This is a genomic window from Sphaerisporangium flaviroseum (assembly GCF_039537005.1).
GTDB lineage: Bacteria > Actinomycetota > Actinomycetes > Streptosporangiales > Streptosporangiaceae > Sphaerisporangium > Sphaerisporangium flaviroseum.
Window position 1 is genome coordinate 36706 of record NZ_BAAAZR010000038.1, and the last position, 26501, is coordinate 63206.

Annotated in this window: 20 protein-coding genes; 8 read left to right on the forward strand and 12 right to left on the reverse strand. The window is 70.4% G+C overall.

Annotated elements, in window-relative coordinates; translation table 11 throughout:
• Window positions 1–123: 123 nt before the first annotated feature.
• The 9 genes from ABD810_RS32240 to ABD810_RS32280 form a co-directional block, all read right to left on the reverse strand.
• The gene (locus tag ABD810_RS32240) at window positions 124–711 is read right to left on the reverse strand and encodes a GTP-binding protein (RefSeq protein WP_344949398.1); all 588 of its coding nucleotides are present in this window, start codon (window positions 709–711) and stop codon (window positions 124–126) included.
• Window positions 692–1051 carry a DUF742 domain-containing protein gene (locus tag ABD810_RS32245; protein ID WP_344949401.1) on the reverse strand — a complete coding sequence of 120 codons (360 nt, stop codon included), beginning with the start codon at window positions 1049–1051 and terminating at the stop codon, window positions 692–694. The genes ABD810_RS32240 and ABD810_RS32245 overlap by 20 nt, the downstream gene beginning before the upstream one ends.
• Window positions 1051–4794: a nitrate- and nitrite sensing domain-containing protein gene (locus tag ABD810_RS32250; protein ID WP_344949404.1), complete on the reverse strand. Its 3744-nt coding sequence runs from the start codon at window positions 4792–4794 to the stop codon at window positions 1051–1053. The genes ABD810_RS32245 and ABD810_RS32250 overlap by 1 nt, the downstream gene beginning before the upstream one ends.
• A 166-nt stretch (window positions 4795–4960) precedes the next feature.
• Window positions 4961–7324: a [protein-PII] uridylyltransferase gene (locus ABD810_RS32255; protein ID WP_344949406.1), complete on the reverse strand. Its 2364-nt coding sequence runs from the start codon at window positions 7322–7324 to the stop codon at window positions 4961–4963.
• Between the two features lie 4 nt (window positions 7325–7328).
• Window positions 7329–7667, reverse strand: coding sequence for a P-II family nitrogen regulator (locus tag ABD810_RS32260; RefSeq protein WP_262848359.1), 339 nt, complete (start codon window positions 7665–7667; stop codon window positions 7329–7331).
• Window positions 7664–8974, reverse strand: coding sequence for an ammonium transporter (locus tag ABD810_RS32265; protein ID WP_344949411.1), 1311 nt, complete (start codon window positions 8972–8974; stop codon window positions 7664–7666). Before ABD810_RS32265 ends, ABD810_RS32260 begins: the two co-directional genes overlap by 4 nt.
• 382 nt (window positions 8975–9356) lie before the next feature.
• Complete coding sequence (locus ABD810_RS32270; RefSeq protein WP_344949414.1) at window positions 9357–10259, reverse strand: sigma-70 family RNA polymerase sigma factor; 903 nt, start codon at window positions 10257–10259, stop codon at window positions 9357–9359.
• Window positions 10260–10556: 297 nt separating this feature from the next.
• Window positions 10557–11906, reverse strand: coding sequence for a formimidoylglutamate deiminase (locus ABD810_RS32275; protein ID WP_344949418.1), 1350 nt, complete (start codon window positions 11904–11906; stop codon window positions 10557–10559).
• Between the two features lie 180 nt (window positions 11907–12086).
• Complete coding sequence (locus ABD810_RS32280) at window positions 12087–12782, reverse strand: SDR family oxidoreductase (RefSeq protein WP_344949423.1); 696 nt, start codon at window positions 12780–12782, stop codon at window positions 12087–12089.
• 83 nt (window positions 12783–12865) lie between these two features.
• Between ABD810_RS32280 and ABD810_RS32285 the strand changes: the two genes are divergently transcribed.
• The 3 genes from ABD810_RS32285 to ABD810_RS32295 all read left to right on the forward strand — a co-directional run bounded on the left by ABD810_RS32285 (window position 12866) and on the right by ABD810_RS32295 (window position 15350).
• The gene (locus ABD810_RS32285; RefSeq protein WP_344949427.1) at window positions 12866–13396 is read left to right on the forward strand and encodes a PadR family transcriptional regulator; all 531 of its coding nucleotides are present in this window, start codon (window positions 12866–12868) and stop codon (window positions 13394–13396) included.
• A gap of 65 nt (window positions 13397–13461) precedes the next feature.
• A complete protein-coding gene (locus tag ABD810_RS32290; RefSeq protein WP_344949433.1) occupies window positions 13462–14457 on the forward strand; it encodes an ATP-binding cassette domain-containing protein in 996 nt (331 codons plus the stop codon).
• A gap of 143 nt (window positions 14458–14600) precedes the next feature.
• Window positions 14601–15350 carry an ABC transporter permease gene (locus ABD810_RS32295; RefSeq protein WP_344949438.1) on the forward strand — a complete coding sequence of 250 codons (750 nt, stop codon included), beginning with the start codon at window positions 14601–14603 and terminating at the stop codon, window positions 15348–15350.
• A 22-nt stretch (window positions 15351–15372) separates the two neighbouring features.
• Here ABD810_RS32295 and ABD810_RS32300 read toward each other — a convergent pair whose 3' ends face one another.
• Complete coding sequence (locus ABD810_RS32300; RefSeq protein WP_344949443.1) at window positions 15373–16305, reverse strand: MurR/RpiR family transcriptional regulator; 933 nt, start codon at window positions 16303–16305, stop codon at window positions 15373–15375.
• Between the two features lie 293 nt (window positions 16306–16598).
• Between ABD810_RS32300 and ABD810_RS32305 the strand changes: the two genes are divergently transcribed.
• From ABD810_RS32305 to ABD810_RS32315, 3 genes are all read left to right on the forward strand, one after another.
• Complete coding sequence (locus tag ABD810_RS32305; RefSeq protein WP_344949446.1) at window positions 16599–17990, forward strand: DUF4331 domain-containing protein; 1392 nt, start codon at window positions 16599–16601, stop codon at window positions 17988–17990.
• An 83-nt stretch (window positions 17991–18073) separates the two neighbouring features.
• The gene (locus tag ABD810_RS32310; RefSeq protein ID WP_344949450.1) at window positions 18074–19390 is read left to right on the forward strand and encodes a tetratricopeptide repeat protein; all 1317 of its coding nucleotides are present in this window, start codon (window positions 18074–18076) and stop codon (window positions 19388–19390) included.
• Window positions 19387–20832: a nickel/cobalt transporter gene (locus ABD810_RS32315; RefSeq protein ID WP_344949453.1), complete on the forward strand. Its 1446-nt coding sequence runs from the start codon at window positions 19387–19389 to the stop codon at window positions 20830–20832. The genes ABD810_RS32310 and ABD810_RS32315 overlap by 4 nt, the downstream gene beginning before the upstream one ends.
• Before the next feature lie 51 nt (window positions 20833–20883).
• On the opposite strand, the gene ABD810_RS32320 is transcribed toward ABD810_RS32315, so the two are convergent.
• Entirely contained in the window at window positions 20884–21804 is a 921-nt protein-coding gene (locus ABD810_RS32320) for an LLM class F420-dependent oxidoreductase (RefSeq protein WP_344949457.1), read from the reverse strand.
• A 167-nt stretch (window positions 21805–21971) separates the two neighbouring features.
• On the opposite strand from ABD810_RS32320, the gene ABD810_RS41175 reads away from it, so the two are divergent.
• Window positions 21972–22307: an alpha/beta hydrolase fold domain-containing protein gene (locus ABD810_RS41175; protein ID WP_425566994.1), complete on the forward strand. Its 336-nt coding sequence runs from the start codon at window positions 21972–21974 to the stop codon at window positions 22305–22307.
• Here ABD810_RS41175 and ABD810_RS32325 read toward each other — a convergent pair.
• Window positions 22198–25602 carry a WXG100-like domain-containing protein gene (locus ABD810_RS32325; RefSeq protein ID WP_344949461.1) on the reverse strand — a complete coding sequence of 1135 codons (3405 nt, stop codon included), beginning with the start codon at window positions 25600–25602 and terminating at the stop codon, window positions 22198–22200. The genes ABD810_RS41175 and ABD810_RS32325 overlap by 110 nt on opposite strands.
• Window positions 25603–25844: 242 nt before the next feature.
• On the opposite strand from ABD810_RS32325, the gene ABD810_RS32330 reads away from it, so the two are divergent.
• Window positions 25845–26501 (forward strand): serine aminopeptidase domain-containing protein, encoded by a 657-nt coding sequence (locus tag ABD810_RS32330; protein WP_344949466.1) that lies wholly within the window; start codon window positions 25845–25847, stop codon window positions 26499–26501.

Genomic DNA, 26501 nt, shown 5'->3' on the forward strand with positions numbered 1-26501 from the left:
CGGGCGCGCCCGCGTCAGGGTCCGATGGAACGCGGGCGCGCCCGCGTCGGAGCCCGATGAGCCGCGGGCGAGCTCCTTTGGGACTTCCGCGGCTCCTCGTCGCCCGCCGTGCCGGGTCGTGCGTCAGCTCGTGCGGCCGTAGGCCGACCTGACCGTCAGGACGTACTCCACCAGCGTGATCAACGTGGACTTGACGGCGTCCCTGGAGCGGGCGTCCGTGCGCACGATCGGGATGTGCGGGGCCAGCGTGAGCGCCTCCCGGACCTCCTGCTCGACGTGCGGGTAGTGGCCGTCCCAGCCGTTGATCCCGACCACGAAAGGGAGCTGTGCCTCCTCGAAGTAGTCGATCGCGGGAAAGCAGTCGGCCAGCCGCCGCGTGTCGACCAGGACCACCGCCCCGATCGCACCACGGACCAGGTCGTCCCACATGAACCAGAACCGGTGCTGACCGGGCGTGCCGAACAAGTAGAGGATCAGATCCTGGTCCAGCGACAACCGGCCGAAGTCCATCGCCACCGTGGTCGTGGTCTTGTGCGGGGTCAGACCCAGATCGTCGATACCCGCGCTGGCGTCGGTCATGACCGCCTCGGTGGTCAGCGGGAGGATCTCCGACACCGCCCCCACAAAGGTGGTCTTGCCGACGCCGAACCCTCCCGCGACGACGATCTTCGTCGACGTGAGCGCGCCACGGCTAGAGCCTGCGAAGTCCACTGAGAACCCTTTCCAGCAGGTTGTGGTCTGGTTGTCCCTGGTTAAGCCGCGGCAGATGCAGGCGAACCAGACCTTCGTCGGCCATATCCGCGATCAGCACGCGGGCCACACCGAGGGGAACCCGCAGCAGCGCGGAGATCTCGGCGACCGAACGGACTGAGTGGCAGAGCACGATGATCGCTTCCTGCTCGGGAGTGAGCAGGGACAAATCATCGCTCATTATCGGGGCCGATGAGACCAGAGTTTCCATTGCGAGGTGGTAGCTGGGCTCGGCCCGGCCACCGGTGACGGCATACGGACGGAAGAGAGGCTCGTCCTCGGTCCCGTCACCCCCGAGCATCACCGGATCCTGGACGTCTGCAACTCAGCGCGCAGGGCCGGAGTCAGAACCTGGCCCGCGCGCTCGACCAGCAAGGTCATCTGGTAGGCGACCAGGCCCATGTCGCAGTCCGGAGACGCCAGCACCGCCAGGCACGAGCCGTCGCTGATCGCCATGACCAGCATGATGCCGTGCTGCATCTCGACGACGGTCTGCGTCACGCCGCCGCCCTCGAACACGCGGGACGCGCCGACCGTCAGGCTCAGCAGCCCTGCCGCGACGGCGGCGAGCTGGTCGGCCCGGTCCGGCGGGAACCCGTCGGAGTTGGCCAGCCTGAGCCCGTCGGCCGAGACCACGACGGCGTGCGCCACGCCCGGTGTTCCGCTGACGAACTCCGTGATCAGCCAGTCGAACCTGCGTGCCTCGTGACTTAGCTCAATCACGAGCCCCTCCTCATCAGTACGGCGCCAGTCAATACGGGGTTGGTCGGTTTCAGGAGCACGGGACGTGCCTTCCGAGATGTCCGCCCTGCCGCGCTGGATCCCTTGCTGGAAGCGCGACATCCGGGCGCGGATGAGATCGGCGGACACGTCCGGACGCGGCGCGGGGGCCGCGGCGGGGACGGACGGGCCGGAGACCGATCCCGGCACAAGGTTGGCCTTCGGAGTCCGCTTCGGCAAACCGGCCGCGGTGATGCCTCCCATGGAGGGGTCCTTCACCGCGTCGGCCGCCTGCCAGCCGGAGTCGGCGCTGGAGCTCCACGCCTCACCGGCTGAGCCGTCACGCGAGGTCTCCGGCGCCGGCGGCGGGTCCTCGGCCCGCCTCGGACCACCCGAGGCGGCAGGCCCACGCGGGCCGGCCGGAGCCTGGTCCCGCGTGTCCGCGGCGGGCGGGGTGTCGGGACGGCGGAACCACGCCGACTCGACGGATGCGAAGATCGGCAGGAACTCGTCCCCCCGCTCCAGCGGCCCCTCCGGCCCGGTGGCGGGTCCCGTCGAGGGACCGCCCGGTCCCGTTGGCGGTCCCGACGGCCCGGTGGACCGGCGCGCCGGTCCGGTGGGGGGGCCCGACGGCTCGTACGGGAGCGCCTCGGCCGGACGTCGTACCGGGCCGGTGGACGGCTCGGCGGAGGTCCTCGCGCGCGGCATGTCCGGCCCGGTGGAGTAGCCAGGCGGCCTCGCTGGCGCCGGGTCGGGGCCCGTGAACAACCCGGGCGGCCTCGCTGGCGCCGGGTCGGGGCCCGTGAAAGACCCGGGCGACCGCGCCGGAAGCGGGTTGGGGCCGGTGGAGGACCCCGGCGACCGCGCCGGCAGCGGGTTCGACGCCGATCCGGGCGCCCTCGTGGGCCGCCCCGACGGGCCGGTGGGCGGCCCGGATGGACCTGCTGCGCCGTGCCCTCCAGCGGGTCCGGCAGGCCCGGTGCCGGGACCGAGGGGCCCGGTGCCCGGACCCGCCGCTCCCGTGGCCGGCGAGTACGGCGATTCGGAGGCTCCGGGCATCGACAGAGGGCCGGTGTACTCCGGCTGAGGGCCGGTGTACTCCGAGGGCCCGGAGGGCGTGGGGTCGCCGAACGCCCTGGTGAGCCTGGATTGTCCCGGTCCCCGGCCCTTGAAACCGGGCGAGGACCCGACGGGCGTGAACCCGTTGAAGGTGGAGGACCCGTTGGACGCCGGAGGGGGTCCGCCGAACGCGGGCGAAGAAGCGGTCTCCTCCTGCGGAGCGCCCCGCTGAGGCAGCACCGGTCCACGCCCGCCCGCCACCGTGATGAGCTGGGGCGGGAAGAGGACCATGGCGATGAGGCCGGCCGTGTCTCCGCGCCGGAGCTGGACACGGATGTTGTGGCGCTGCGCCAGGCGGCCGACCACGAACAGGCCCATCCGGCGGGACACCGAGACGTCCACGACAGGGGGGTCCGCCAGCCGCCGGTTGGCCTCGGCGATCTCTTCCGGATCCATGCCGATGCCCGCGTCGCTGATGGCGAGCAGGGCGCCGCCGCCCTCGATCATGCTGCTGGACACCACGACCCGGCTGTTGCCCGGCGAGAAGGCCAGAGCGTTCTCGACCAGTTCGGCGACCAGGTGGACCACGTCGTTGGCCGCGTGCCCCGCGACGGCGGAGTTGCGGTGGACCTTGACGGTGACCCGCTCGTAGCCCTCCACCTCCGACAGCGACGCTCGCACCACGTCCACCAGCTTGGCGGGCTGGCTGCGCTTGCGTGCTGCCTCGTGGCCCGCGAGGACCAACAGGTTCTCACTGTTGCGGCGCATGCGGGTGGCCAGGTGGTCGAGCTTGAACAGGTCGCCGAGCCGCCCGCCGTCCTGCTCACCGCGCTCCAGGCCGTCGATCAGCGAGATCTGCCGTTCGACGAGCGTCTGGATGCGGCGCGAGAGGTTGACGAACATCGCGTTGACGTTGCCGCGCAGCTGCGACTCCTCGGCGGCGAGGCGCAGGGCCTGGCGGTGGACCTCGTCGAAGGCGGTGGCGACCTCCCCGATCTCGTCGTGGGTGCCGACGAGGATCGGCTGGACGTCGGGGGCCTCGACTCCCTCGCCGTTCTCGCGCATCCGCCGTACCACCGCGGGCAGGCGGAACCCGGCGATCTCCAGCGCCTCCGACCGCAGCCTGCGCAGGGGCCTGACCAACGACCGGGCGATCAGGACCGTGGTCGCGAGGACCAGCAGGATCAGGGCGAGGATCAGGATCCCGGCGATGATCGCGTTACGCCGCTCCGCGGACTCCAGGGCGGACCCCCGGGAGGCGACGGAGGCGGCCACCCGCGTCTCGACCTGCTGGAGCAACTCGATGGTCTTGGTGCTGTCGTCGAACCACTGCCTGACGGGGTTGGTGCGCACGTTCCCGTCGCGCACCGGCAGGTTACGGCTGGCCAGGGCGATGGCCCACGACTTGGTCAGCTCCGCGCGGATGACCTCGGTGCCGCGGAGGGTCTGGGCGAGATAGCGCCCGTTCTCGACTCCGGCCTCGCCGCTGAACGTGGCCATGGCGGCCTTCTGCCGCGACCGCGAGGCGATGAAGCCCTCAAGCGTGTCGGGCGTGAACCGCTGCCCGCGCAGCAGCGTGCCAAGGAGCGTGCCGCGCTGCTGGGACATCTCTTCCTTGGCGTGGGCCAAGGCGCTCAGGCCCCGTGCGTCGCCGATGAGCTGCGGATCCTCGCTGGTCTGGCTGATCTCGTCGTGCAGCCGGAACAGCGAGTTGATCACGTCGGTGTACTTCGCGGCCTGGCCGCCCTTGCGGATGACGGGCATGGTGTCGAGGCGGTGGCCGACCTGTAGGGCGTCCTCGACGGCGCGCACGCCGTACCCGGAGTCGATCGCGCCCAGGTCGGCGCGGACCCTGGCCACCGCCGCGTCGACGGCCCTGCGCTGGTCGGCCAGGGCGGTCCTCTGCTGGCGGGTGGTCTGGAACCAGATCGTTCTGTCGCGTTCCAACCCCAGCGCCAGGCCGAGATCGCGCAGGTGACCGGCGACCTCCGCCGCCACCGCGTTGCGCTGGTAGGCGGCGACGCTGTCGATGGACGACACCACACGCAGACCGGCCAGCAGCACGCCGACGATCGTGGGCACCAGGATGAGCGCCGTGAGGCGTGCGGGCACTCGCCAGTTGCGCAGGGAGAGTCGTGACGCGCCACTCCGTCCGCGCTGGCGGGCCGGGCCGCTCTGGCCACCGGAGCGCCTGTGCCGCTTGGCTCCGGATCCGCCCCCCGCGCCGGGCTGGAGTGTCTTGGTCTCGGTTTCCGTTGTGCTCACCGCGCCACCCCCCGCTATCTTCCATGCATGGATGACGGCATGGCTGATAAGTACATAAGCGGGGACAATTCGACCACAAGGTCACCAACACCGTGACCAGAACCGGGACACAGAACGTAATTGTTATGAATCCCGGAGCTACGCCGACGCCTCCGACCTGCGTAGATCAGCGCAGAGCCGCGAGCACATGCTCGCGAACCTGTGCACGCTGCACACCGTCGGTGATGGGCCGACCGGCCCTGTCCACCACGTAGAAGACGTCAACCGCCTCCGCGCCGAGAGTCTCCACGCGCGCAGCCCGGACGTCAAGGTTACATTCACCAAACGCACGCCCAATTCGCCACAAAAGCCCTGGCCGATCATGTGCCCGCACCTCCACGACCGTGGCCGTCTGCGAGGCGTCGTCCACCAGGCTGACCCTCGGCGGAGCGACGGGAACCCGGGCCGGCCGCAGCGATCTCGTGCGCCTGGCCAGCCGCTGTTCGATGTCCAGGCGGCCCGCCAGCACCAGCCGCAGATCGGCCTCCAGCGTGGCCGGATCAGGCGGGGTGCCGTACTCGGGAACGACCGAGAACTCGATGACCGCCGTGGAGGAGGCGGAGGCCGCCGAGGCGGAGCGCACCACCATGCGGTGCGCCGCGAGCACGCCGGCCGCCCGCCAGAGCAGCCCGGGACGGTCAGGCGCCACCACGGTCACGGCCCCGCCGTTCACACGGATCGCACCGCCGCCGTGCCTGGCCAGGGACGCCTGCCGCGGCGACAGTGACGGCGCGGGAGCGGGCGGGCTGCCCGACAGCACCGAACGGACCTTGCGGACCAGCTCGGAGACCAGGGACGCCTTCCAGGAGTTCCACGCGGCGGGCCCGGTCGCGTTGCCGTCGGCGATGGCCAGGGCGGCCAGCAACTCCAACACCTCACGGGACCCGACCGCCTCGGCGACCCGCGAGATCGTCACCGGGTCGTCGAGGTCGCGCCGGGTGGCGGTCTCGGGAAGCAGAAGGTGGTGGCGGACCACGGTGGCCAGCGTCTCCACGTCGGCCGGCTGAAGGCCCATGCGGGCGCCGATGTCCCTGGCGACGATCTCGCCCGTGGTGGAATGGTCGCCCGGCCAGCCCTTGCCGACGTCGTGCAGCAGGGCGGAGATGAGCAGCAGATCTGGCCGGGACACCTCGCGGGTGAACGACGCCGCGCCCGCCGCCGCCTCGATGAGGTGGCGGTCGACCGTGAACCGGTGGACCGGGTTGCGCTGCGGGCGGTGGCGCACGCGCTCCCAGTCGGGAATGAGCCTGACGATGATCCCCGCTTGGTCGAGCTCCTCCCACACCGGCACGGCCGCGCGCCCGGCGCCGAGCAGCGCCACCAGCGCGTCGCGCGCCTCGTCCGGCCAGGGGACGGGCAGTGCGGGTGACTGGGCCGCGAGCACCGACACCGTGGCGGGAGCCATCGGCAGCCCCGCCTCGGCGGCGGCGGCCGCCGCCCTGAGCACCAGGACCGCGTCGTCCTTGGGATTGACCCCGCGCGCGAGGACGACCTCGCCGCCGTGCTCGACCACTCCGTCGGCCAGCGGGCGGCGCCCTCGGGGCGCCGGGCCGGACAGCAGGCGGTCGACGGTGCGCCAGGTGGCGTCGAAGGCGTGGGAGATGGTCCGGCCGGCCTCGGCCAGGCGGCGCATCAGCGCCTCGGCGTCCAGCAGGCCGAGCGCCGCGGCCACGGCGTCCTGCTCCTGGAGGACCAGCCGGTCGGCGCCACGGGCCGTGACCATGTGGAGCCCGTGCCGGACGTCCAGCAGGAACTCGTACGCCTCACGCACCCGGGGCCCGGGGGCGGAGGCGACCCAGGCGGCGGCGACGGCCTGCATGGCCTGCACGTCGCGTATGCCGCCGCGGGAGTCCTTCAGATCGGGTTCGAGCAGGAAGGCCAGCTCGCCCGAGGTGTCGGCGCGTTTGTCCGTGGCCTCGCGCAACTCCGCGAGCCGGCGGCGGGAGTCCGCGCGCCATTCGGCGAGCACGGCCTCGCGTGCCGCCCGGGTCAGCTCGGGGTCCCCGGTGACGTGGCGGGCCTGGATCAGCCCGAGCACCGCCTTGAGGTCCTCGCGCGCGACCTTGGTGACCTCGTCGACCGTACGGACCGAGTGGTCGAGCCCGAGGCCCGAGTCCCAGATGGGATACCAGATGCGGTCGGCGATGCGGCCGACGTCGTCCTGGCCGTTGTGGACCAGCACCAGGTCCAGGTCACTGCCGGGGGCGAGCTCTCCTCGCCCCAGGCTTCCCACCGCCACCAGCGCGACACCGGTGCCCGCGAAGGCCGCGCCTGTCCCGGCCGGCGGGGCGCCGGGACCCATCGGGGTGGCCCCGGCACCGCGTTCCTCTCCGGACGCGAACCCACTCTTGGCCCCCCCGAGCCCGTTCCGGCCTTCCCTTCCGTACGGCTGTGGCACCGCCGTACGGAAGAGGTCGGCCAGCCAGCGGTCGATGTCCGCGGCCCGCTCCTTGCGGGCCGCGGCATATGAGCGAGCGTCGCCTCTCATCATCCGGTTAGAGGGCCTCCGGTCCGCGTTCTCCCGTGCGAACCCTGATCACGGTCTCCACGGGGACGGACCAGACCTTGCCGTCGCCGATCTTGCCCGTCTGGGCCGCCTTGACGATGACGTCGATGACGTCCTCGGCGTCCTCCTCCTCGGCGAGGACCTCCACGCGGACCTTCGGTACCAGGTCGACCTGGTACTCGGCCCCGCGGTAGACCTCGGTGTGGCCGCGCTGCCGGCCGTATCCGCTGGTCTCGCTGACCGTCATGCCCTTGACGCCGAACTGCTCCAGAGCGGCCTTGACGTCGTCGAGCTTGAATGGCTTGATCACCGCTGTGATGAGCCTCATGCGTCTACCTTCTTCGTCACTGACTGGACAGGACCGTTCACGGCCGCCACTCCCGACGCGTGAACGGAGCCGAGGTCGTATCCGGTCTCGGCGTGGGTGGTGATGTCGATGCCGGTGACCTCGTCCTCTTCAGTGACCCTGAAGCCCATCGTCTTGTCAATGATCTTGCCGATGATCCAGGCGAGGACGAAGGAGTAGAGCGCGACGACCACGGGGCCGAGGATCTGGCGTCCCAGCTGGGTGAACCCGCCACCGTAGAACAGTCCCTTCGCCTGGGGGTCGAGGAAGGGGTACGCGGCGAGGAAACCGAGGGAGATCGCGCCGAGCGCGCCGCCGACAAGGTGCACGCCGACCACGTCGAGCGAGTCGTCGAAGCCCAGCTTGTACTTCAGGCCGACCGCGTAGGCACAGACCGATCCCGCGATGGCGCCGATGACGATCGCCGCCCAGGGGTCGACGAAGCCACAGGCCGGGGTGATGGCCACCAGACCGGCCACCGCGCCCGAGGCGACGCCGAGGGTCGTGGAGTGCCCGTCCCGGAGCTTCTCGACCAGGATCCAGGCACCGGCGGCCACCGCCGTCGCGATCTGGGTGTTCATGAACGCCAGGCCGGTGGTGCCGTCGACCGCGAGTTCGGAGCCCGCGTTGAACCCGAACCAGCCGAACCACAGCAGGCCGACGCCCAGCAGGACCAAAGTCAGGTTGTGCGGGCGCATGGGATCCTTGCGCCAGCCACTCCGCTTGCCGAGCACGAAGGCGAGCGCGAGACCCGCGGCGCCGGCGTTGACGTGGACGACCGTGCCGCCCGCGAAGTCCTCGATGCCGAGCTGGGTCAGCCAGCCGCCGCCCCACACCCAGTGCGCGACCGGGAAGTAGACAAGCGTGGCCCAGACGATCGAGAAGACCACCCAGGCGCCGAACTTGGCCCGGTCGGCGATCGCGCCGCTGATCAGGGCCACGGTGATGATCGCGAAGGTCAGCTGGAAGGCCGAGAACACCAGGCTCGGCATGCCCGTGCCGTCTGGCTTGGTGGCGGTGTCGACCAGGCTCTGCAGCCCGACCTCGTTGAGCCCGCCGACGAACTTGTTGAGGAACTCGTTCCCGTTCGTGCCGAAGGCCAGCGAGTGACCGTAGAGCACCCACGCGATGGTTACGGTGATGATGCTGGCGAACGACATCATCATCATGTTCAGGACGCTCTTGGCCCTGGTCATGCCCCCATAGAAGAACGCGAGACCTGGAGTCATGAGCAGCACCAGTGCGGTGGCCGCGAGCATCCAGGCTGTAGTGCCGCTATCGATCTTCATTCGATGCGACCCTCCTTACAAATGGCGTGTGGCCGATTTCTCCCGCAGTGGGCGCTCCAGGGCTTCGTTGACCGGCTGCGCACTGACGTTGGGCGAAAGCGTGTTCTTCTGCCGTTTCAGGTCTTCACCTGGCGTGTTTCACGTACGTGAAACTCACGGGCACGATGTTTCTGCCACGTTTCGGAGAGTCGCCCTGCGGATATCGGCATGTCCTCATCGGCGTGCCACAGCGGCGTGAGAACGGTCGAGGGACGGCGGTGTTGGGCCGTGACCTGCGGTCATGCGACGGGAGGGCCACGCGCCCGGCCGCCGAAAAGGTCCGAAAAGGGCGACGCGCCCAGAGGTGGCGCATCGCCCTTCAGTGCCGTACGAGGGCGGCGGCCTACGCGGCCGCCTGGGCCAGCTTCCGCAACCGGGCGAGAGCGTCACGCTCGATGCGCCGCGCGCGGTCGCGCCCGATGCCGTACCGCTCGCCGACCTCGGTGAGGGTGTGCTCCCGCCCGTCGACCAGCCCGTAACGCCAGCGCAACATCTCGCGCGTCTGACCTTCCAGGCCGAGCAGCCAGTCTTCGAGACGCTCGCGTTCGAGGGTGTCCATGGCCTGCTGCTCGGGGTTGGCCCAGGTGTCGTCGGCGATCATGTCGCCGAGCTCGGTCTCGTCCTCGTCGCCCACGCCGAGCTGCAGCGACACCGGGTCTGAGGCCCAGCGGCGCAGCTCGCGGACCCGCTCGATCGGCAGCTCCAGAACGGCCGCGAGATCGGCGTCGGTCGGCTCGGCGTCCAGCTCGGCCATCATGTCGCGGCGGACCCGCATCAGGCGGGTCATCTGCTCGCCCGCGTGGGTCGGCAGGCGCACGGGCCTGGCCTGCTCGTGGATCGCACGTCCCACGGACTGGCGGATCCACCAGGTGGCGTAGGTGGAGAACTTGTAGCCCCGGCGGTAGTCGAACTTCTCCACGGCTCTGACCAGGCCGAGGTTGCCCTCCTGGACCAGGTCGATGAGCGGCATCCCCCTGCCGGAGTACTTCCTGGCCACGGCGACGACCAGCCGCAGGTTCGCCTGGATGAACTCGTCCTTGGCCCGCTGGCCCGACACGGCCAGCCGCTCGAGCTCCTCATCGGTGGCGTCGGACGCCTTCGGCTCCTGCACCCCGCTGTCCAGGAGCTGCTCGGCGAACAGGCCCGCCTCGATGCGCTTGGCGAGCTCGACCTCCTGATCCGCGGTGAGCAGGGGCACCCGCCCGATCTCGGCCAGGTAGGTGCCGAGCAGATCCCTGTCGGCCACCTGCTGATCCTGCGTCCGATTCCCCGTCGGCCTTGCCATTCCTATGGCACCTCGTCTCGCCGCGCCCGCCCGATGTGCGGGTGGAGTCCGCCCCTCCGGCCGTCGATGCCGGCGCGGCGTCCTCCTCCCCCTCTTCTGCCCGAATCAACGTCTAGTTCACGGCAAAGATTCCCTAAAGAGATACGACCGGAGAATGGTATTAGTCGTCATCCTTAAGTATGAGTTGTCCCCTGCGGGGTCGTAGGGCGTCGGCGAAATCGCAGTTGAACGCCTTGAGGAGCCGTCTCTGCCGATGATTCATTCGCGAATCGCGGCAATGGCATCGGTCAGCATCGCACCGACGTCTCCCAGCACGTGACCGCCCTCCACCACGACCCGCCGCCCGCCTGAGACGACCGAGTGGACGTCGGAGGCTGTGGCGCCGAAGATGACGGTCTCGGCCGCCGAAGAGCAGCCGGCTCCCGCGGTGCGGACCGAGTCCAGCCGTACGGACACCAGGTCGGCCCAGGCGCCGGGGACGATGAAACCGGCGTCCGGATGGCCGAGCGAGGCCTGCCCCACCATCGTCGCCGAGCACAGCAGGTCGGCGGCCGTCCAGTGTCCCCGTTCCCCGGTGGTGAGACGCTCCCCGAGCTCGACGGCCCTGGCCTCCTCCAGCAGGTCGATCATGGCGTTGCTGTCGCTGCCCAGCGTGACCGGCGACCCGGCGTCGTGCAGGCGCCGGGCGGGTCCGATGCCGTCGGCCAGGTCGCGCTCGGTGGTGGGACACACGCAGACGTGCGTCGAGGAGCCCCCGAGCAGGGCCACGTCGACGTCCGACAGGTGGGTCGCGTGGACGGCCGTGGTGCGGGGCCCGAGGACGCCGTGCTCGTAGAGGACCTGGACGGGGGTCGCGCAGTAGGTCTCGACGCAGTGCTGGTTCTCGGTGCGGCGCTCGGAGACCTGCGCGTGCACGGGCGCGGCCCTGCGGCGCCCGAACTCCGCCACCACGGGCATCTGCTCGGGCGGGCAGGCGCGCACGGAATGGACCGCCCCGCCGACCACCACGTCCTCGGCGAGGAGGTACTCGCCGGCCAGGTCGTCCACGCGCTCGGCCCACTGGTGCGCGTCGGCGTCGCCGAAGCGCAGTTGCGTTCCGTCCAGGGGCGCGCCGATGTTCCCGGTGAGGTAGCAGGCGTCCAGGAGGGTGATGCGCAGGCCCGCGTCCCTGGCCGCCTCGATCAGCGCGTGCCCCATCGCGTTGCGGTCGTCGTACGCCCGGCCATCCTTGCCGTGGTGGAGATAGTGGAACTCCCCCACGCCCGTGATCCCCGCCAGGGCCATCTCGGCGAAGGTGGCGCGCGCGAGGGCGAGGTAGGTGTCCGGGTTGAGCCGTCCGGCGACGGCGTACATGTGGTCGCGCCAGTCGTGGAAGCTCATCACGCCGGCCTGGGCCTGTCCCCTGAGGGCTCTGTGGAAGGCGTGCGAGTGCGCGTTCGCCATGCCCGGCATGGTCAGTCCCGCCAGCCGCACCACGCTCTGCGGCGGGTCGGCGACGCCGGGGACGACTTCGGCGAACCGGCTGCCCTCCACCCGGACCAGCACACCCTCGACCGCCTCACCGGGATGCAACCAGGCCAGCTCACACCAATAGGTCAGGTCGGACACTCCCCTAATCTCTCAGGACATAAGTCAATAAATGTCCTGTTATATGGCTTAATTTGCCAAGGTATTGGCTTATGTGGCGCTATAACCCGATAAGGGATGGTCGGTGATGAGGTCACCCGCCGCTTGACGGGACAGCCAGCGAGGTCGCCGTCAGCGGACGGGCCTGCGGGAAGGCCGGCGTCAGTTGAGGGGCCCGGCGGCGGGGCGGATCGTGACCTCGGTGATCTGGGCGTCGTCGGACGTGGTCACGGCGGTGACGACGGCGCGTGCCACCGATTCGGGAGACAGATACCTGCCCGGCTCGTAGTCGCCGCCCTCCTGCCGCCGCACGTCCCGCTGCATGTCGGTGTCGACACGGCCGGGATAGACGCTGGTGACGCGCACGCCGTTGGACTGCTCCTCCAGCCGGAGCGCGTCGGCGAAGGCCCGCAGCGCGAACTTGCTCGCGGCGTAGGCGGCCCAGCCCGGATTGGCACGCTGCCCGGAACCGGAGTTGATCAGCACGACGTGGCCCCGCGAGGCACGGAGCGCCGGCAGCAGCAGCCGGGTGAGACCCGCCACCGCGGTCACGTTCACCTCGAACGCCTCCCGCCAGGCCTGGACGGGAAGGTCGGCGATCGCGCCGACCCTGGCCACTCCCGCGCTGTGCACGAGCACGTCCAGCCGGTCGACCCCGATGGTCGCCTCGGCGACCGCGCGTTCGTCGGTCAGCTCCACCGGCCACGGGCGCGCGCCCAGCTCGTCGCAGACCTCCAGGAGCGCGGTGCTCTCACGCCCTCCGATGAGCAGGTCGTGCGTCGGCGCGAGGGCTCGGGCGACGGCCGCCCCCACCCCGCGGGAACCTCCGGTGATCAGCGCTATGGGTCGTCCACTCATGCACTTCACCCTAGGGGCTGCGCCCCGGTGCGATCTTCTTTCACCGGTTGACAAGATACTCCAGTTTGAATACAAATTTGAGTATGTCCTCCACCCGTACGCTGATTCTGGGCGTGCTCCTCGACGGCCCCATGAACGGCTACAAGGTCCGCCAGACTCTCGAGCTCTGGGGTGCGCAACATTGGGCGAACGTCGCGTTCGGCTCGATCTACCACGGGCTCGGGCAGATGGCCAAGGAAGGCCTGCTCGAAGTCGTGGAGAGCGGCAAGGGCGGTCAGACCGTCTACGCGATCACCGACGAGGGCCGCCGCGAGTTCCACCGGCTGCTCAACGACTTCTGGTGGCAGTTCAGGCCCATCGTCGACCCCTTCCAAGTGGCGCTCACGTTCATGAACCACATGTCCAAGGCCGACCTCATCGCGGCGCTCACCGCCCGCAAGGACCAGCTCAAGATCGTGCTGGCGTTGAACGAGCGCGCCATGGCCGGCAAGAGGGCCCACGGCGCCGGCCGCCACGTCGACGAGACCGTGCTGCTGGGCAGCATGCAAGTGCGTGCCCAGCTCGAATGGGTGGAGCAGGCCATCGAGAAGGTCGAAAACGGTGATTTGCCGTAATTAATTCGGTTGACCCTCCTGTAGCGGCATGACCAAGAATCAACTCCCGACGAGAGGACGCCATTGTGATCATCGCAGCCCAAGGGTTGAAAAAGACCTTCACCACCCGGAGCCGCAAGGGCAGCCAGACCGTCGAGGCGGTCAAGGGCATCGACCTCGGCGTGGAGACCGGCGAGATCTTCGGCGTGCTTGGGCCGAACGGCGCCGGCAAGACCACCATGATCCGCATGCTCTCCACCCTGATCGCCCCGACCAGCGGCACTGCGCAGGTGGCAGGGCATGACCTCATCAGGGAGCCGGAGAGCATCCGGAAGCGGATCGGGTACGTCAGCCAGGCGGGCGGCGTCGACGAGGCCAACAGCGCCCGGTCGAACCTCATGCTGGCGGCCCGCGTCAACGGGATCGCCAAGGCCGACGCCGCAGGACGCGTGGAGGAGATGCTCTCCGCCTTCGACCTCACCGAGTTCGCCGACCGCCCCGGGCGCACGCTTTCCGGCGGGCAGAAGCGCCGGATCTCGATCGCGCTCGGGCTGGTCCACCGCCCGCCGCTGCTGTTCCTGGACGAGCCGACGACCGGCCTCGATCCGCAGAACCGCGCCAACCTGTGGGACCAGATCCGCCTGCTGCGCACCTCCGGCACCAGCGTGCTGCTCAGCACCCACTACCTCGACGAGGCCGACGCGCTGTGCGACCGGCTCGCGATCGTCGACCACGGGATCATCGTCGCCGAGGGCACCCCGGCCGAGCTGAAGCGGGAGGTCGCGGGCGATGTGGTGACGCTGCGACTGGCCGCCGCGGACGGCGCCGAGCCGCTGCCCGAGGGCGCCTCACACGCCGCCGACGCCCAGAAGCTGCTGGAGGCGCAGCCGTACACGCGGGAGGTGCGCGTCGACGGCGACCAGCTCCGCATCTACCTCGACGACGGCGAGCACGCCCTTCCCGGCCTGCTGCGCTCCCTGGAGGAGCGGGCCCTGGTCATCCAGTCGATCGCCCTCGACCGCGCCACGCTCGACGACGTCTTCCTGCAGAAGACCGGCCGGTCCCTGCGCGACGCCGCCTGAAACCACCGTCGAGCCGGCACACGTCCCTGGACGAGCCGGCACACGTCCCTGGACGAGCCGGCCCTCATTCCCAGACGAGCCGACCGCCGTCGAGCCGCTCCCGCTCCCCGACGAGCCGGCCATATTCCCCCTGGAGACCCCCCTTGTTCAGACATACCGCCCTGTTCCTGGGCTACGAGCTGAGGAACACCGCACGCAATCCGATCTGGCCGCTCTTCGGCATCCTCCAGCCCGTCCTCTACATGCTCCTGTTCGCCCCGCTGCTGGCCAACACGACCCCCGGCGTGCCGCAGTCGGAGACGCTGACGCAGTTCACGCCCGGGATGATGGTGATGATCGCGCTCTTCGGGTCGATGTTCGTCGGCTTCGGCATGATCACCGAGATCCGCAACGGCGTCCTCGAGCGGCTCGCCGTCAGCCCCGCCAGCCGTCCGGCCATCGTGCTCGGCCGCACTCTGCGTGACGTCATCGTGCTGATCGCCCAGGCGCTGGTGATCGCGGCTCTCGGGACGCTGATGGGCATGCGGCCGAGCCTGCCGGGCCTGCTGCTGATGGTCCTTCTCATGGCGTTGATCGGCACCTTCGCGTCCGGCCTTTCGTACGGGCTGGCGCTGGCACTGCGGGACGAGAACGGGATGTCGCAGATCATGCAGCTCTTCGCGCTGCCGCTGATTCTGCTGACCGGCATCCTGCTGCCGATGTCGCTGGCGCCCGAATGGATGCGGGCGGTCGCCACGTTCAACCCGCTCTACCACACCGTCGAGGCCGGCCGGGCGCTGTTCGGCGGCGACCTGTCGAACACCTCGATCCCGCTGGCGTTCGGGCTCATGCTGGTGCTCGCCCTGGTCACCGTCCGCTGGTCGGTGAGTTCGATGCGGCGCCTCGCCGGGTGACATCGGCGAGGAGCCGGACCGATCACGGCTGGAGGAACACGCCCGTCTGGTCGGTCATCCGCTCGTGTTCCTCCATGCGGGCCTGGGTCCGCAGCGGCGCCGCCTCGGCCATCGCCTCCACCAGCAGCATCGCGAGGGCCAGCGGCGCCGTGTGCGCGTCGCACACCGTCCGCCGGCCCACAGGCGCGGGCAGCACCACGTCCGCGGGGAACGGCACCTCGGCCCGGTCGGTGATGACGGCCGTGCGGAACCCCAGCTTGGCGGCGTACTCCAGCGCGTGCACCGCATCCGCCGGGTAGCGGGGCAGCACGAAGGCGAGCAGCCACTCCGACCCCGCCCGGCGCGCAGCGTGGACGGCCTCTGCGAGTTCCGCGCCGCCGTGGATCAGCGGCCGCACGTCGGGATGGATGCGCCGGGCGTAGTAGGCGAAGGTCGTGACCAGCCCCGATGAGCCCTGCAGTCCGAGCACCGGCAGCGGCTCACACGCCGCCAGCGCCGTGCCGAGCCCCTCGATCCGGCCGGGAAGGCCGTTGGCGTCGGCCCTCGGCGTATCAAGGCCCGACGCCAGGCGATCGCGGATGGCGGTCAGGTGGCGTATCTCATCGTCGATCATGTCGTGCACGGAGTGGGCGGCGCCGTTGACGCCGCCGCGCCGCGGCTCGGCGGCGTGTGCGGCGCCGTTCCCGCCGACCACCAGAGGGCGGAGCGCGTGGCGGAACTCCGGGTATCCGGCGAACCCGAGCGCCATCGCGAAGCGCGTCACCGACGGCTGGCTCACCCCGGCCCGCTCGGCCAGTTCGACACTCGAAAGGAAGATCGCGTCAGGCAGATGCCCGCTCAGGTAGTGCGCGATGCGCTGCTGGACCGGCGACAGCCGCCTGCCCTGGACCATCCGTTCGAGCTCGTCCGCCACTTCCACCTCCAGCCCCCGGAGCAGCCGCCCCGTGATCGACAACGTCCGCGGGGGCTTTCCTCATCCCACCAGGACCTCATCGGTGTGTCGCCGAGGCGCCGCGGACGGCGGCCGGGTCCGCGCCGTGGGCGCCGACCGCAGACCCCTTGCGTCATCACCCGTGCCTAGCGCCCCAGGCGGATGAACCGCTCTGGATCCCGCTCCAAATGTTTTCCCCCCGTCGGCAATCCGTATGGGCGACGGCCGCGTATCCCCGATGAGGACCCGGCCGGACCTCTCCCATTGCTCAGCGCCCGGTGGCAATCGCGACCGGCGGCCGAAAGGACCATGACGACATGGAGCTCCGGATAAACCGGCGATCTTTGATCGTGCTAGGAATCGTGGGGGCACTTTCCGCCTCCTCGCTCACCCTGCTCCGCCCTGATACCGGCGGCGCCTCCTCGCACCGCGAGGCCCCCCTGATCGCCGGTGATCCTCGCAACGACAACACCGACGTGTACGCGTTCGTCAGCCCCGACAAGCCCGACAGCGTGACGCTGATGGCCAACTGGATCCCGTTCGAGGAGCCGGCCGGCGGGCCGAACTTCTACACGTTCGACACCCAGTCCCGGTACAACATCAAGATCGACAGCAACGGCAACGGGCTGCCGGACGTGACCTACCAGTGGACTTTCCGCAACGAGGACAGGCGCGGCAACTCCACGTTCCTCTACAACAACGGCCCGGTCACCTCGCTCGACGACGAGAACCTGCTGTTCCGCCAGCGCTACACGCTCAAGAAGTTCACGGCTCAGCAGGGGTGGACGACGGTCATCAAGAACGGCGTGGTGGCGCCGAGCAACGTCGGGGCCGCGTCGATGCCCGACTACGCCCGCCTGCGGGCGCAGTCCATCCAGAAGCTGCCCGGCGGCGGCCAGACCTTCGCGGGCCAGGCCGACGAGGCGTTCTTCCTCGACCTGCGGGTCTTCGACCTGCTGTACGGGGGCGACCTGTCCGAGGTGGGGCAGGACACCACCAAGGGCTACAACGTCCACAGCATCGCCATCCAGGTGCCCAAGGACGAAGTCGCGTTCAAGGGCGACGCCAAGCGCAACCCGGTCATCGGCATCTGGTCCACCACGGAGAAGTGGAGCCCGAACGGCTACCGGCAGGTCTCCCGGCTGGGGAACCCGCTGGTCAACGAGGTGGTCATCCCCGCCGGCCTGAAGGACACCTTCAACTCCATCAGCCCCGACAAGGACGCCTCCATCCCCGCCGTCGTCAAGCGCGTCACCGAGCCGGAGCTGCCCAAGCTGATCGAGGGCATCTACAAGATCCCGGCGCCCAAGACACCGCGCACCGACCTGGTCGAGATCTTCCTGACCGGCATCGCCAAGGCCAACGGCCCCATCAAGGCCGACCTCAACTCCCAGATCCTCAACAAGGACGTCGACCCCAAGGCCTTCCGGCCTTCGGAGATGTTGCGGCTGAACATGGCGATCCCGCCCACGGCCAGCCCGAACCGGCTGGGCGTCCTGGCCGGTGACCTCCAGGGCTTCCCGAACGGCCGCCGCCTCGGCGACGACGTCCTGGACATCTCGCTCCAGGCCGTCGAGGGGGCCGCGCAGACGGGCAAGCTGGTCGACGCCCTGGCCGCCGGTGACAAGGTCAACGCCAACGACAAGCCGTTCCAGGCACGGTTCCCGTACATCCCGCTCCCCAGCGCGGTGGCGGTCAACCAGCGCTGACCGGTGCGCCGGCTCCCGTCGCCTCACGCGGGAGCCGGCGCGGGTACCGGCGTCCGCGCGTCATTCGGATCAGGAGAATCACCATGTCCGACCCCGATCGCCCTCGTGGCAGGGCACGGGCGGCGGCCGTCTTGGGCGTGGGCGCTCTGGGCCTCGCCCTGACGATCACGGCGGGAGCGACGCTGCTCCCGCCCGCCCAACCCCGATCAACGGCCGGCACGGTCTCCGGCCCCGTCGTCCTCGCCGAGGCCCCGGCCTCGGCGAGCGGCCTGGCGCAGGCGGTCAACGGCCTGCAGGCCAGGCTGAAGCGGCTGCCGCGGGACCACCAGGCGTGGGCCTCCCTCGGAGCGGCGTACGTGCAGCAGGCCAGGATCACCGCCGACCCCTCCTACTACGTCAAGGCCGACGAGGCGCTGGACCGCGCGGCGGCCCTGGCCCCCATGGACTTCGCCGTCCTCACCGGGCAGGCGGCCCTGGCCGCGGGACGCCACGAGTTCACCAAGGCCGTACGGCTGGCGCGGCGGGCGGTCGCGGCCAACCCCTATGGGTCGGCCGCCTACGGCGTGCTGACCGACGCCCACACCCAGCTCGGCGACTATCCCGAAGCCGCCGAGGCCGTCGAGCGGATGATGGAGCTCAAGCCCGGTGTCGCGTCCTTCACCCGCGCGTCCTACGACGCCGAACTGCGGGGGGACACCACCGCGGCGCGGGAGCTGCTGGAGGCGGCGCTGCGCGACGCGTTCACTCCCGAGGACGTCGCCTACTGCCGTTACTACCTCGGCGAGCTGGCGCTGCGCGCGGGAGACCTCGAACGCGCGGACCAGATGTACGACGCGGCGCTGCGGTCCACACCGGATTTCGTCCCCGCTCTGGCCGGTCGCGCCCGTGCGGCGGCGCTGGGCGGGCGGCTGGACGAGGCCGCCACCGGCTACGCGGCCGTGGTCGCCCGCCTTCCCCTGGCCCAGTACATCGTCGAGTACGGCGAGGTGCTGACGAGCCTCGGACGGGACCCGGGTGACCAGTGGGCGCTGCTGAGGGCCCAGAAGCAGCTCATGGCCGCGAACGGGGTTCGCGACGACCTCACGTGGGCGGAGTTCGAGGCCGACCACGGATCCCCCGGCGCGGCCGTGCGGCATGCCGAGGCCGAGTACGCCCGCAACCCCAACATGGTGGCCGCCGACGCTCTGGCCTGGGCGCTGCACAAGGCGGGCCGGTCGCGAGACGCCCTGCCGTACGCCCGGAAGGCCACGGCCAGGGGCTGGCACAACGCGCTCTCCATCTACCACAGAGGCATGATCGAGAAGGCGCTCGGCACGAGCTCGTCCCGCTCGTTCTCCCAGGTCAAGCTCTACAATCCGCGCTTCTCGCCCAAGTTGCCCGCCCTCGCGAGGTTCTCATGATCTCCCTTGTCCTGGCCGCCGTCGTGGCGGCCCATCCCCTGGGCAACTTCACGGTCAACCACTACAACGGGCTGGAGGTCCGGCCCGGTCAGGTGGTGAACACCGCCGTCGTCGACTACGCCGAACTGCCCACCCTGCAGGCCAAGACCACCGTCGACACCGACGGGTCCGGGACCGCCTCGCCGCGGGAGAACGCCGCCTACGCCGCCTCGACATGCGCGGCGCTCGCGCGGGCCCAGCGGCTGGTCGTGGACGGCAAGGCCGTGTCCTGGCAGGTCGGTCCGGCGTCGTTGGAGTACGCCCCCGGGCAGGGCGGGCTGGCCACCAGCCGCCTGACGTGCCCGCTGTCGGCACCGGTGGCCACCACCTCGTCCGTGGCGTTCTCCGACTCCTTCCTCGGCGAGCGCATCGGCTGGCGTGAGATCACCGCGGTCTCCGAGGGGGTACGGCTGGCGCCCTCCGGCGTGCCGTCGGTGAGCACGAGCGACCGGCTGCGGAAGTATCCCGACGATCTGCTCGCCAGCCCGCTCGACCAGCGTTCGGTGACGCTGCGCGTGGCCGGCACGGCCCCGGCCGCCGCGCCGGCGCCTCGTGGGCCCTCTCTTAGCGGGCTGAGCGTCGGCGGCCCGATCGGGGACGCGCTCGCGGCGCTCGACCGGACGTTCACCGGCCTGATCGGCGCCTCCTCGCTGACCGTGCCGCTCGGCCTGCTGGCCGTACTGCTCGCTGTCGTGCTCGGGGCCGGGCACGCGCTGATCCCGGGGCACGGCAAGACGATCATGGCCGCCTACCTGGCCGGTCGCCGTGGCCGGCCGCGCGACGCGCTGGTCGTCGGGGCCACCGTCACCGCCACGCACACCGCCGGCGTGCTGGTGGTGGGGTTGGTGATCAGCGCGTTCTCCTCGTTGGCCGGGGAGTCGGTGCTGTCCTGGCTCGGCCTGGCCAGCGGGCTGCTCATCGCCGTCGTCGGCGTCCGCCTCCTCTGGTCCGCCGCCCGTGGCCGCGGCCTAGGGCACGGGCACGGACACGGACACGGGCACGGGCACGGACATGGGCACGGACATGGGCACGGGCATGGCCACGGGCATGGCCATGGGCAGGAGGAGCGGCAGGGGCACGAGCGTGCCGGGCTGATCGGGCTGGGGATCGCGGGCGGGCTGGTGCCGAGCCCGTCGGCGCTGATCGTGCTCCTGGGGGCGGCGGCGCTGGGCCGTACGTGGTTCGGCGTCGCCCTGGTCGGCGCCTACGGCCTCGGCATGGCCGCCACCCTGACGGCGACCGGGCTGCTGCTCGTGAAGCTGGCGACCCGGCTCGACCGCCTGGCGGCGGCCCGCAAGGGGATGGCCGGGCGTATCGCCGGGCTCGCCCCGCTCGGCACGGCCACGATGGTCGTCGTCCTCGGCGCGGGCCTCGCCGTACGCAGCCTCGCCGGCGCCCTGTGACGGGCGCCCGCCGGGCCCGGTGAGGCCGCCTCGGCGCCCGGTGGCCGGGTCTCAGCGGAGGAGGACCGGGGCGAGCGCGCGGAGGTGCTCCAGGCACTGGTCGGCGTCGCTGACCAGAGGCTGGACGCACACGTGGTCGGCTCCGGCGTCGTGGTGGGCCCGCACCCGCTCCGCGATGGTCTCCGGGCCGCCCCACGCCACGATCGCGTCGACCAGGGTGTCGCTCCCCCCGCCGTCGAAGTCGGCGTCGGTGTAGCCGAGCTCACGCAGGTTGTTGAGGTAGTTCGGCAGCTTGAGGTAGAAGTCCATGTAGTCCCGGGCGATGGCCCGTGCGCGATCGGGGTCGGTCTCCAGGACCACCGCCTGCTCGGGCGCGAGCAGCGGGCCGGCGCCGAGGATCTGCCGGGCCTTCGCGGTGTGCTCGGGCGTCACGAAGTAGGAGTGCGCTCCGTGGGCGTGCTCGGCGGACAGCCTGAGCATCTTCGTCCGAAGCGCGGCGAGAACCCGTGGTGGCGCGACGGGCAGCGGCGCCGCGTAGGGAGCCTCGTCCATGGCATCGAGGTACTCGCGCATGAACTCGACCGGCTTGCCGTAGTCGTGGCCGCGAGGGGCGACCAGGGGAGCATGGCTCACGCCGAGGCCGAGCACGAAGCGGCCCGACCACGCCTCGGACAGCGCGTTCGCACCGGCCACCGCGGCGGCGGCGTCCCTCGCCCAGATGTTCGCGATGCCGGTGGCCACCATGAGCCGCTCGGTGCCCGAGAGCAGGATGGAGGCGTTCGTCAGGGCCTCCTTGCCGCCGAGCAGCTCACCGACCCAGAGTGCTCCGTACCCCAGCTCCTCGATGGTCCTGGCGATCATGCGGCTGGTCTCCGCGGGCTCGAATCCCGGCAGCGCGAGCCACACGCCCACCTTGCCGAGCCGCTGCTTGTACGCCGGAAGATCGACCTCCGGTGGCCGTTTCTGCTGCATTGTGGGCCTTTCGGTGAGCCGAGCCGGGGCGGTGGGACACGGCGACGACGAGTGTTCAGGGCTTCTGTGCCCTGATTGCCGCAGGGCTCGCCGAGCACACCGATGTTGTCCGATTCCGGACCATGCCTGTACTAAGAAGTCAGGTACGCCGCCCGTAGGATCCACGCATGAAGCGGGTTCTGATCTGGCTGCACGGCGGCGCGTGGATAGAGCGGCACGCGAGCGAGCGCTCGCACGCGATCATGACCGCTCACGGCCTCGATGTCATGCGGGTCACCCACCGGCTGAGCCACGAGGCCACCTGGCCCGCCCAGCTCGACGACGTACGTGACGCGGCGCGGAAGGTGCGGGCGGACAATCCCGGCGTGCCGCTGCTGGTACCTCAGGACCGCATCAGGCCGGCAACCCAGGGGCGGCCTGATCGTCCAGCCCCATCAGTATGCGCAGGTGGGCGAGCACCTCATCTATCCGGCGGTCCAGGTCCGCATAGTTCTGCAGGATGATCACGCTGAGTCCGGCACCGAGGATCGTGGCCGCCTGGATCTGGTACCTGAGCCGGGCCTCCATGGTCGCCCCGTCGCCGGCCGGATCGAAGAAGATGTTCTGGTTGATCACAGGTATCTCCGCTGCGGCCACCAGCTCCTTGACTTGGTCCTGCCGCGGAATCATGTAGTCGGGCAACACCGTGAGTTTGATGATGGGCGGCATCTGCTGGGTGCTCGCATACGAGCGGTGAACCTGGGTGACGAGCTCCTTGAGCTGCGCTGCGTCCAGCGTGACGCACAGCCACTTGGACGGTGAGCGCACACCGAATTTCTGGTAGAGCGGATGGATGAAGTCTGGATTAACGAAGCGAAGCCATTCGTTCTCGACCTTTATCTTGCCCAGCGAATCGAAATACGAGGCCAGCTCGGCCGCTCCTACAGTGAGTGTGCTCTCCTGGAAAAGGTGGAGGTCCACACCCTCTCTGGCGCCGGGCGGGATCGCCTGTGCATCTCGCAACAACGGTGCAATGCTGTCCCTGAACTCGGAGATGCTTTCTGGGGTGAATCGCATATCCGGTCTGCCGCCGGGGTACATCGCGCTGATTTTGTTGTAGTCGTCGAACAGGGAGGAAGCTCTCAGATCGCCACTCGGCACCCGAGCCCGGAACTCCTGAATGGCTGCCGAGCTTATCCACAATCCTTTCCTGTCGACAGGCGTCAGATTCTTCCAGGTCATGCGACCGCCGTAATCGAGGAAATACGCCCCTAAGCCCTCGACTACCACGACGCCACCACTTTCAAGCCCATCGATAAGCTCTCGTGGGCGGAACTCCGCCAGGTCCAGGCCGCCATGAACGTACGGTTCCCTCAGGTCAGCGACTTCGCCCCGGACTCTCTTCAACTGTTTCCCGGAGAAGCTGTCTTGGCCCGTGGCTCTCCGCGCAGCAAGGGGTTCACGCCACCTGTCGGCCACCTCCCTGACCCGATCCGCGTAGATGGGCGGGGGTGTCGTGCCGAGTAACACGACACCAGTCGGTGTCGTTCTTCCCACCGTCGGGGTGGTGGCATGACCGTCGTCCCGACCGGCGGGCAGTCCACCTTCGGGCGCGCCCGCCACGCGCGACACCTGCGATGAGGGCGCGGGGAGCGCGTCGGGACCGGCCTGTTTCGCGGGGAAACCGGGCTGCTGAAGAGGCTGCGTAGCCTGCTGCGGATCACGCCCCGCCGGCCCCGGCTCATTACGTCCCGCGGATTGCGGCTCATTACGCCCCGCCGGACCCGCCGTCCCCTCACCGCGCTCACCCACCGACCGCACCGGGCCCTCAACATCCGGCCCACGATCGGAACGATCCACCCCAACCTGCGACACCTCACGCCCCACCAGGCCCGGCTCTCCAGGACGGACCACCGGACCCGGCTCATCACGCCCCCCCGGACCCGGCTCACCATGACGAGGCACCGGCCCCACGGCCCCATCACCGCGATCACCCACCGGCCGAACCGGTCCATCAACCCCGGGCCCACGATCAGGACGATCCACCCCAACCGGCGACACATCACGCCCCACGAGACCCGGCTCACCCGTACGAGACACCGGCCCCACGGCGCCCTCACCGCGAGCCGGAGACACCGGCTTGTCGGTGGGGCCGTCAGGGTGGGCGCGATCGGGAGAGGTTCGCTCGGCGAGGGTGTCCCGGCCGGCCGTTCCGAACTGGCCCCCGGTGACCTCAGCCGGCCCAGCGCCGGACAGGGCGGTGGCCACGCTTGGGCCGGACTCACGGTCGGCCGTGCCGGACGGCGCATCGCTTCCGCCGAGGGGCGGTTCGTGCCCAGCGGAGTGGGTGCCGGTCGCGGCGGGGAGCGCGTCGTGGTCTGCGCGAAGCGCGGCATCTCCAAAGAGGACCGGGTCACCTCCGACGACGAGCCCGCGGCTTCCAGCCGAGGAAGCCGCAACGGTAGGCGGGTCGACGTGGACCGGGAATTCGGAAGCCTTCGGGGGTTCGGGAGAGGCGCCGGTCTTGAAGCCGTGGAGGGTGTGCATGGCCTCGGCGTGCACACCCATGCCGATGCCCATGAGGAGGTCGTCGCGCCAGCGGATCTCATCCCAGTGGACGTCACCCTTGTGCTGGAGCGCGTTGCCGGCGATGTCGCCCGCGACGTTGACCCCGCCCCCTACGCCGGAATGGGTCACCAGGCGACCCCCCGTGCTGCGGGTCAACAGGGCCGCCAGGGGACCGCCTCGCCCGGCCGCGATGTCCAGCTTCCGGTAGAGGGCTCCGACGGCCAGGCCACCGAAGGCCCCCATGGCCGTGCTCTCCAGGAAGGATCGTGCGTCGAACCCCACCTGCAGGCCGTACCCCATACGGGTCAGCTGGTCGATGCCGTTCAGCCCGGCCATGAAGGAGGCACCCGCGGCGGCCGCACGCGCCTCAGCGGTGCGAAGCATCACCAGCAGCCGTTGCCCCATCACCCGGGTCTGGATCAGTGCGCTCAACCGGGCTACCTGGCCGCCCGGTGTCAGAGCCATCATCCGGACGGCTCCCCACAGGACGACCAGGAAAGCCACCGTGATCAAGAACTTGGTCTTGGCGGCCTGGATCTCCGTGCCGAAGTAACGGCAGAATCCGGCGATCGCCCGGCAGCAGCGCGCGGCGTCGTCCAGATGCCCGCCGCCCTGGCGGGCCAGCTCGGCGAAGGACCTGCCGAAGGCGTCGATGTCGTCGCCGAGATTGCCGGTCGTTATCTTGGTGCCGTTGTCGCCGGCCATCCCGGTGACCTCGTCGATGACGTCCGCCATGGCGTCGAACGCCGCCGCCAGCCGCCGCATGCCCACCGCGTCTCCGTCCGGCATCTGGCACCCGGTGACCATCTCCTGCAGCAGCCCCGCCATTTCCGTGTACCAGGGCGCCGGGGCGTCGTCACGAGCGGGCCCGTCGGCCGCCGCGCCCACCACCCGCCACAACGCCTCCGAACGGGAGGACGGTCGGTCGCCGCCGGGCAAGGTGAACCGAGGGTTCTCCCCGCTGTCGACCCGCACCCAGGCCCGCGCCATTTGGACGGCCGCCACCGCATGACCTTGGAGAGACAATGCCAGCTGCGCCGTGCCGTCCAGCACGTCGTCACGCGCCGAGCCGAAACCGGCCGATCCGGAAGCCCCCTCGAAGAAACCCCGGCCCAGACGGTCATCGCCCCAGCACGCGCCAAGCGTCGTCAACACCTCGACGAGCCCGACCAGACCCTCCGACAGCATCGCGCCGGCATCGTCGATTCCCCTGGCCGCCGCCACAATCGCAACCGGATGAATCTCCGCCATATCCGACATTCGCGACCTGACCCGATCGGAGGAGGAAACACGCAGATGCCGCTGCGCATGGCCGCCACCGTACCGCGCGGCCGCCTCTTCTGGTGGACACTTTTCTCCGAAAAGTGTCCACCGAAATCATGCTGGAAACCGCCTTAAATCGGATCGAGGGCGGAGGCACCACCGGTAGGACGGTTCCCGCCCCGGTCGCCGGGACCCGCGGGGGCGTCCAGGGCCACCCGTAGGATCCAGGCATGAAACCGGTGCTGGTCTGGGTGCATGGGGGCGCGTGGCGGGCACGGGCCGCGAGCGAACGGTCGCGGGGGATCCTGGCCGCTCACGGCCTCGACGTTGTGCCGGTCACCCACCGGCTGAGCACGCAGGCGACCTGGCCCGCGCAGCTCGATGACGTGCGGGCCGCCGCGCGGAAGGCGCGGGCGGACCATCCGGGCGTGCCGCTGCTGGTGGGCGGAATCTCGTCGGGCGCCCATCTGGCCCTGCATCTGGGGCTGCGCGGCGTCGACGGCCCCGATGACGTGACCGCCGTGATCGCCTGCTCACCGCCCCTGGACCCGCTGGCCGCCGACTGGCCCGAGTGCCGCGTCCCCGGCAGCCCGTGGACGAGGCTGCTCGGCCACGTCCCCTCGGCCGGTGACGAGATGACGGCGGACGCGACGCCGGCGAACCACGTGGGCAACGGCCTGCCCGTGCTGCTGGTGCACGGCGCTGACGACACCGTCGTGCCCCCGACCCAGACCCTTGACCTGACCAACGCGCTGCTGGCCTCAGGCCACCCCGTGACGGCCTATCTGACCACGGCAGGTCACGACGTCGACCTGGCCGGTGACGATGCCCGCCAGGTCACCGCCTCGTTCCTGGAGCGCTGGGGACGAGCCCCTAGACCTGGGTGA

Excerpts from the sequence above, each read along its gene's own strand:
- ABD810_RS32245 (WP_344949401.1), bottom strand. The coding sequence starts at position 1,051 with ATGCTCGGGGGTGACGGGACCGAGGACGAGCCTCTCTTCCGTCCGTAT.
- ABD810_RS32255 (WP_344949406.1), bottom strand. The coding sequence starts at position 7,324 with ATGATGAGAGGCGACGCTCGCTCATATGCCGCGGCCCGCAAGGAGCGG.
- ABD810_RS32260 (WP_262848359.1), bottom strand. The coding sequence starts at position 7,667 with ATGAGGCTCATCACAGCGGTGATCAAGCCATTCAAGCTCGACGACGTC.
- ABD810_RS32265 (WP_344949411.1), bottom strand. The coding sequence starts at position 8,974 with ATGAAGATCGATAGCGGCACTACAGCCTGGATGCTCGCGGCCACCGCA.
- ABD810_RS32280 (WP_344949423.1), bottom strand. The coding sequence starts at position 12,782 with ATGAGTGGACGACCCATAGCGCTGATCACCGGAGGTTCCCGCGGGGTG.
- ABD810_RS32285 (WP_344949427.1), top strand. The coding sequence starts at position 12,866 with ATGTCCTCCACCCGTACGCTGATTCTGGGCGTGCTCCTCGACGGCCCC.
- ABD810_RS32305 (WP_344949446.1), top strand. The coding sequence starts at position 16,599 with ATGGAGCTCCGGATAAACCGGCGATCTTTGATCGTGCTAGGAATCGTG.
- ABD810_RS32310 (WP_344949450.1), top strand. The coding sequence starts at position 18,074 with ATGTCCGACCCCGATCGCCCTCGTGGCAGGGCACGGGCGGCGGCCGTC.
- ABD810_RS32315 (WP_344949453.1), top strand. The coding sequence starts at position 19,387 with ATGATCTCCCTTGTCCTGGCCGCCGTCGTGGCGGCCCATCCCCTGGGC.
- ABD810_RS32320 (WP_344949457.1), bottom strand. The coding sequence starts at position 21,804 with ATGCAGCAGAAACGGCCACCGGAGGTCGATCTTCCGGCGTACAAGCAG.
- ABD810_RS41175 (WP_425566994.1), top strand. The coding sequence starts at position 21,972 with ATGAAGCGGGTTCTGATCTGGCTGCACGGCGGCGCGTGGATAGAGCGG.
- ABD810_RS32325 (WP_344949461.1), bottom strand. The coding sequence starts at position 25,602 with ATGGCGGAGATTCATCCGGTTGCGATTGTGGCGGCGGCCAGGGGAATC.
- ABD810_RS32330 (WP_344949466.1), top strand. The coding sequence starts at position 25,845 with ATGAAACCGGTGCTGGTCTGGGTGCATGGGGGCGCGTGGCGGGCACGG.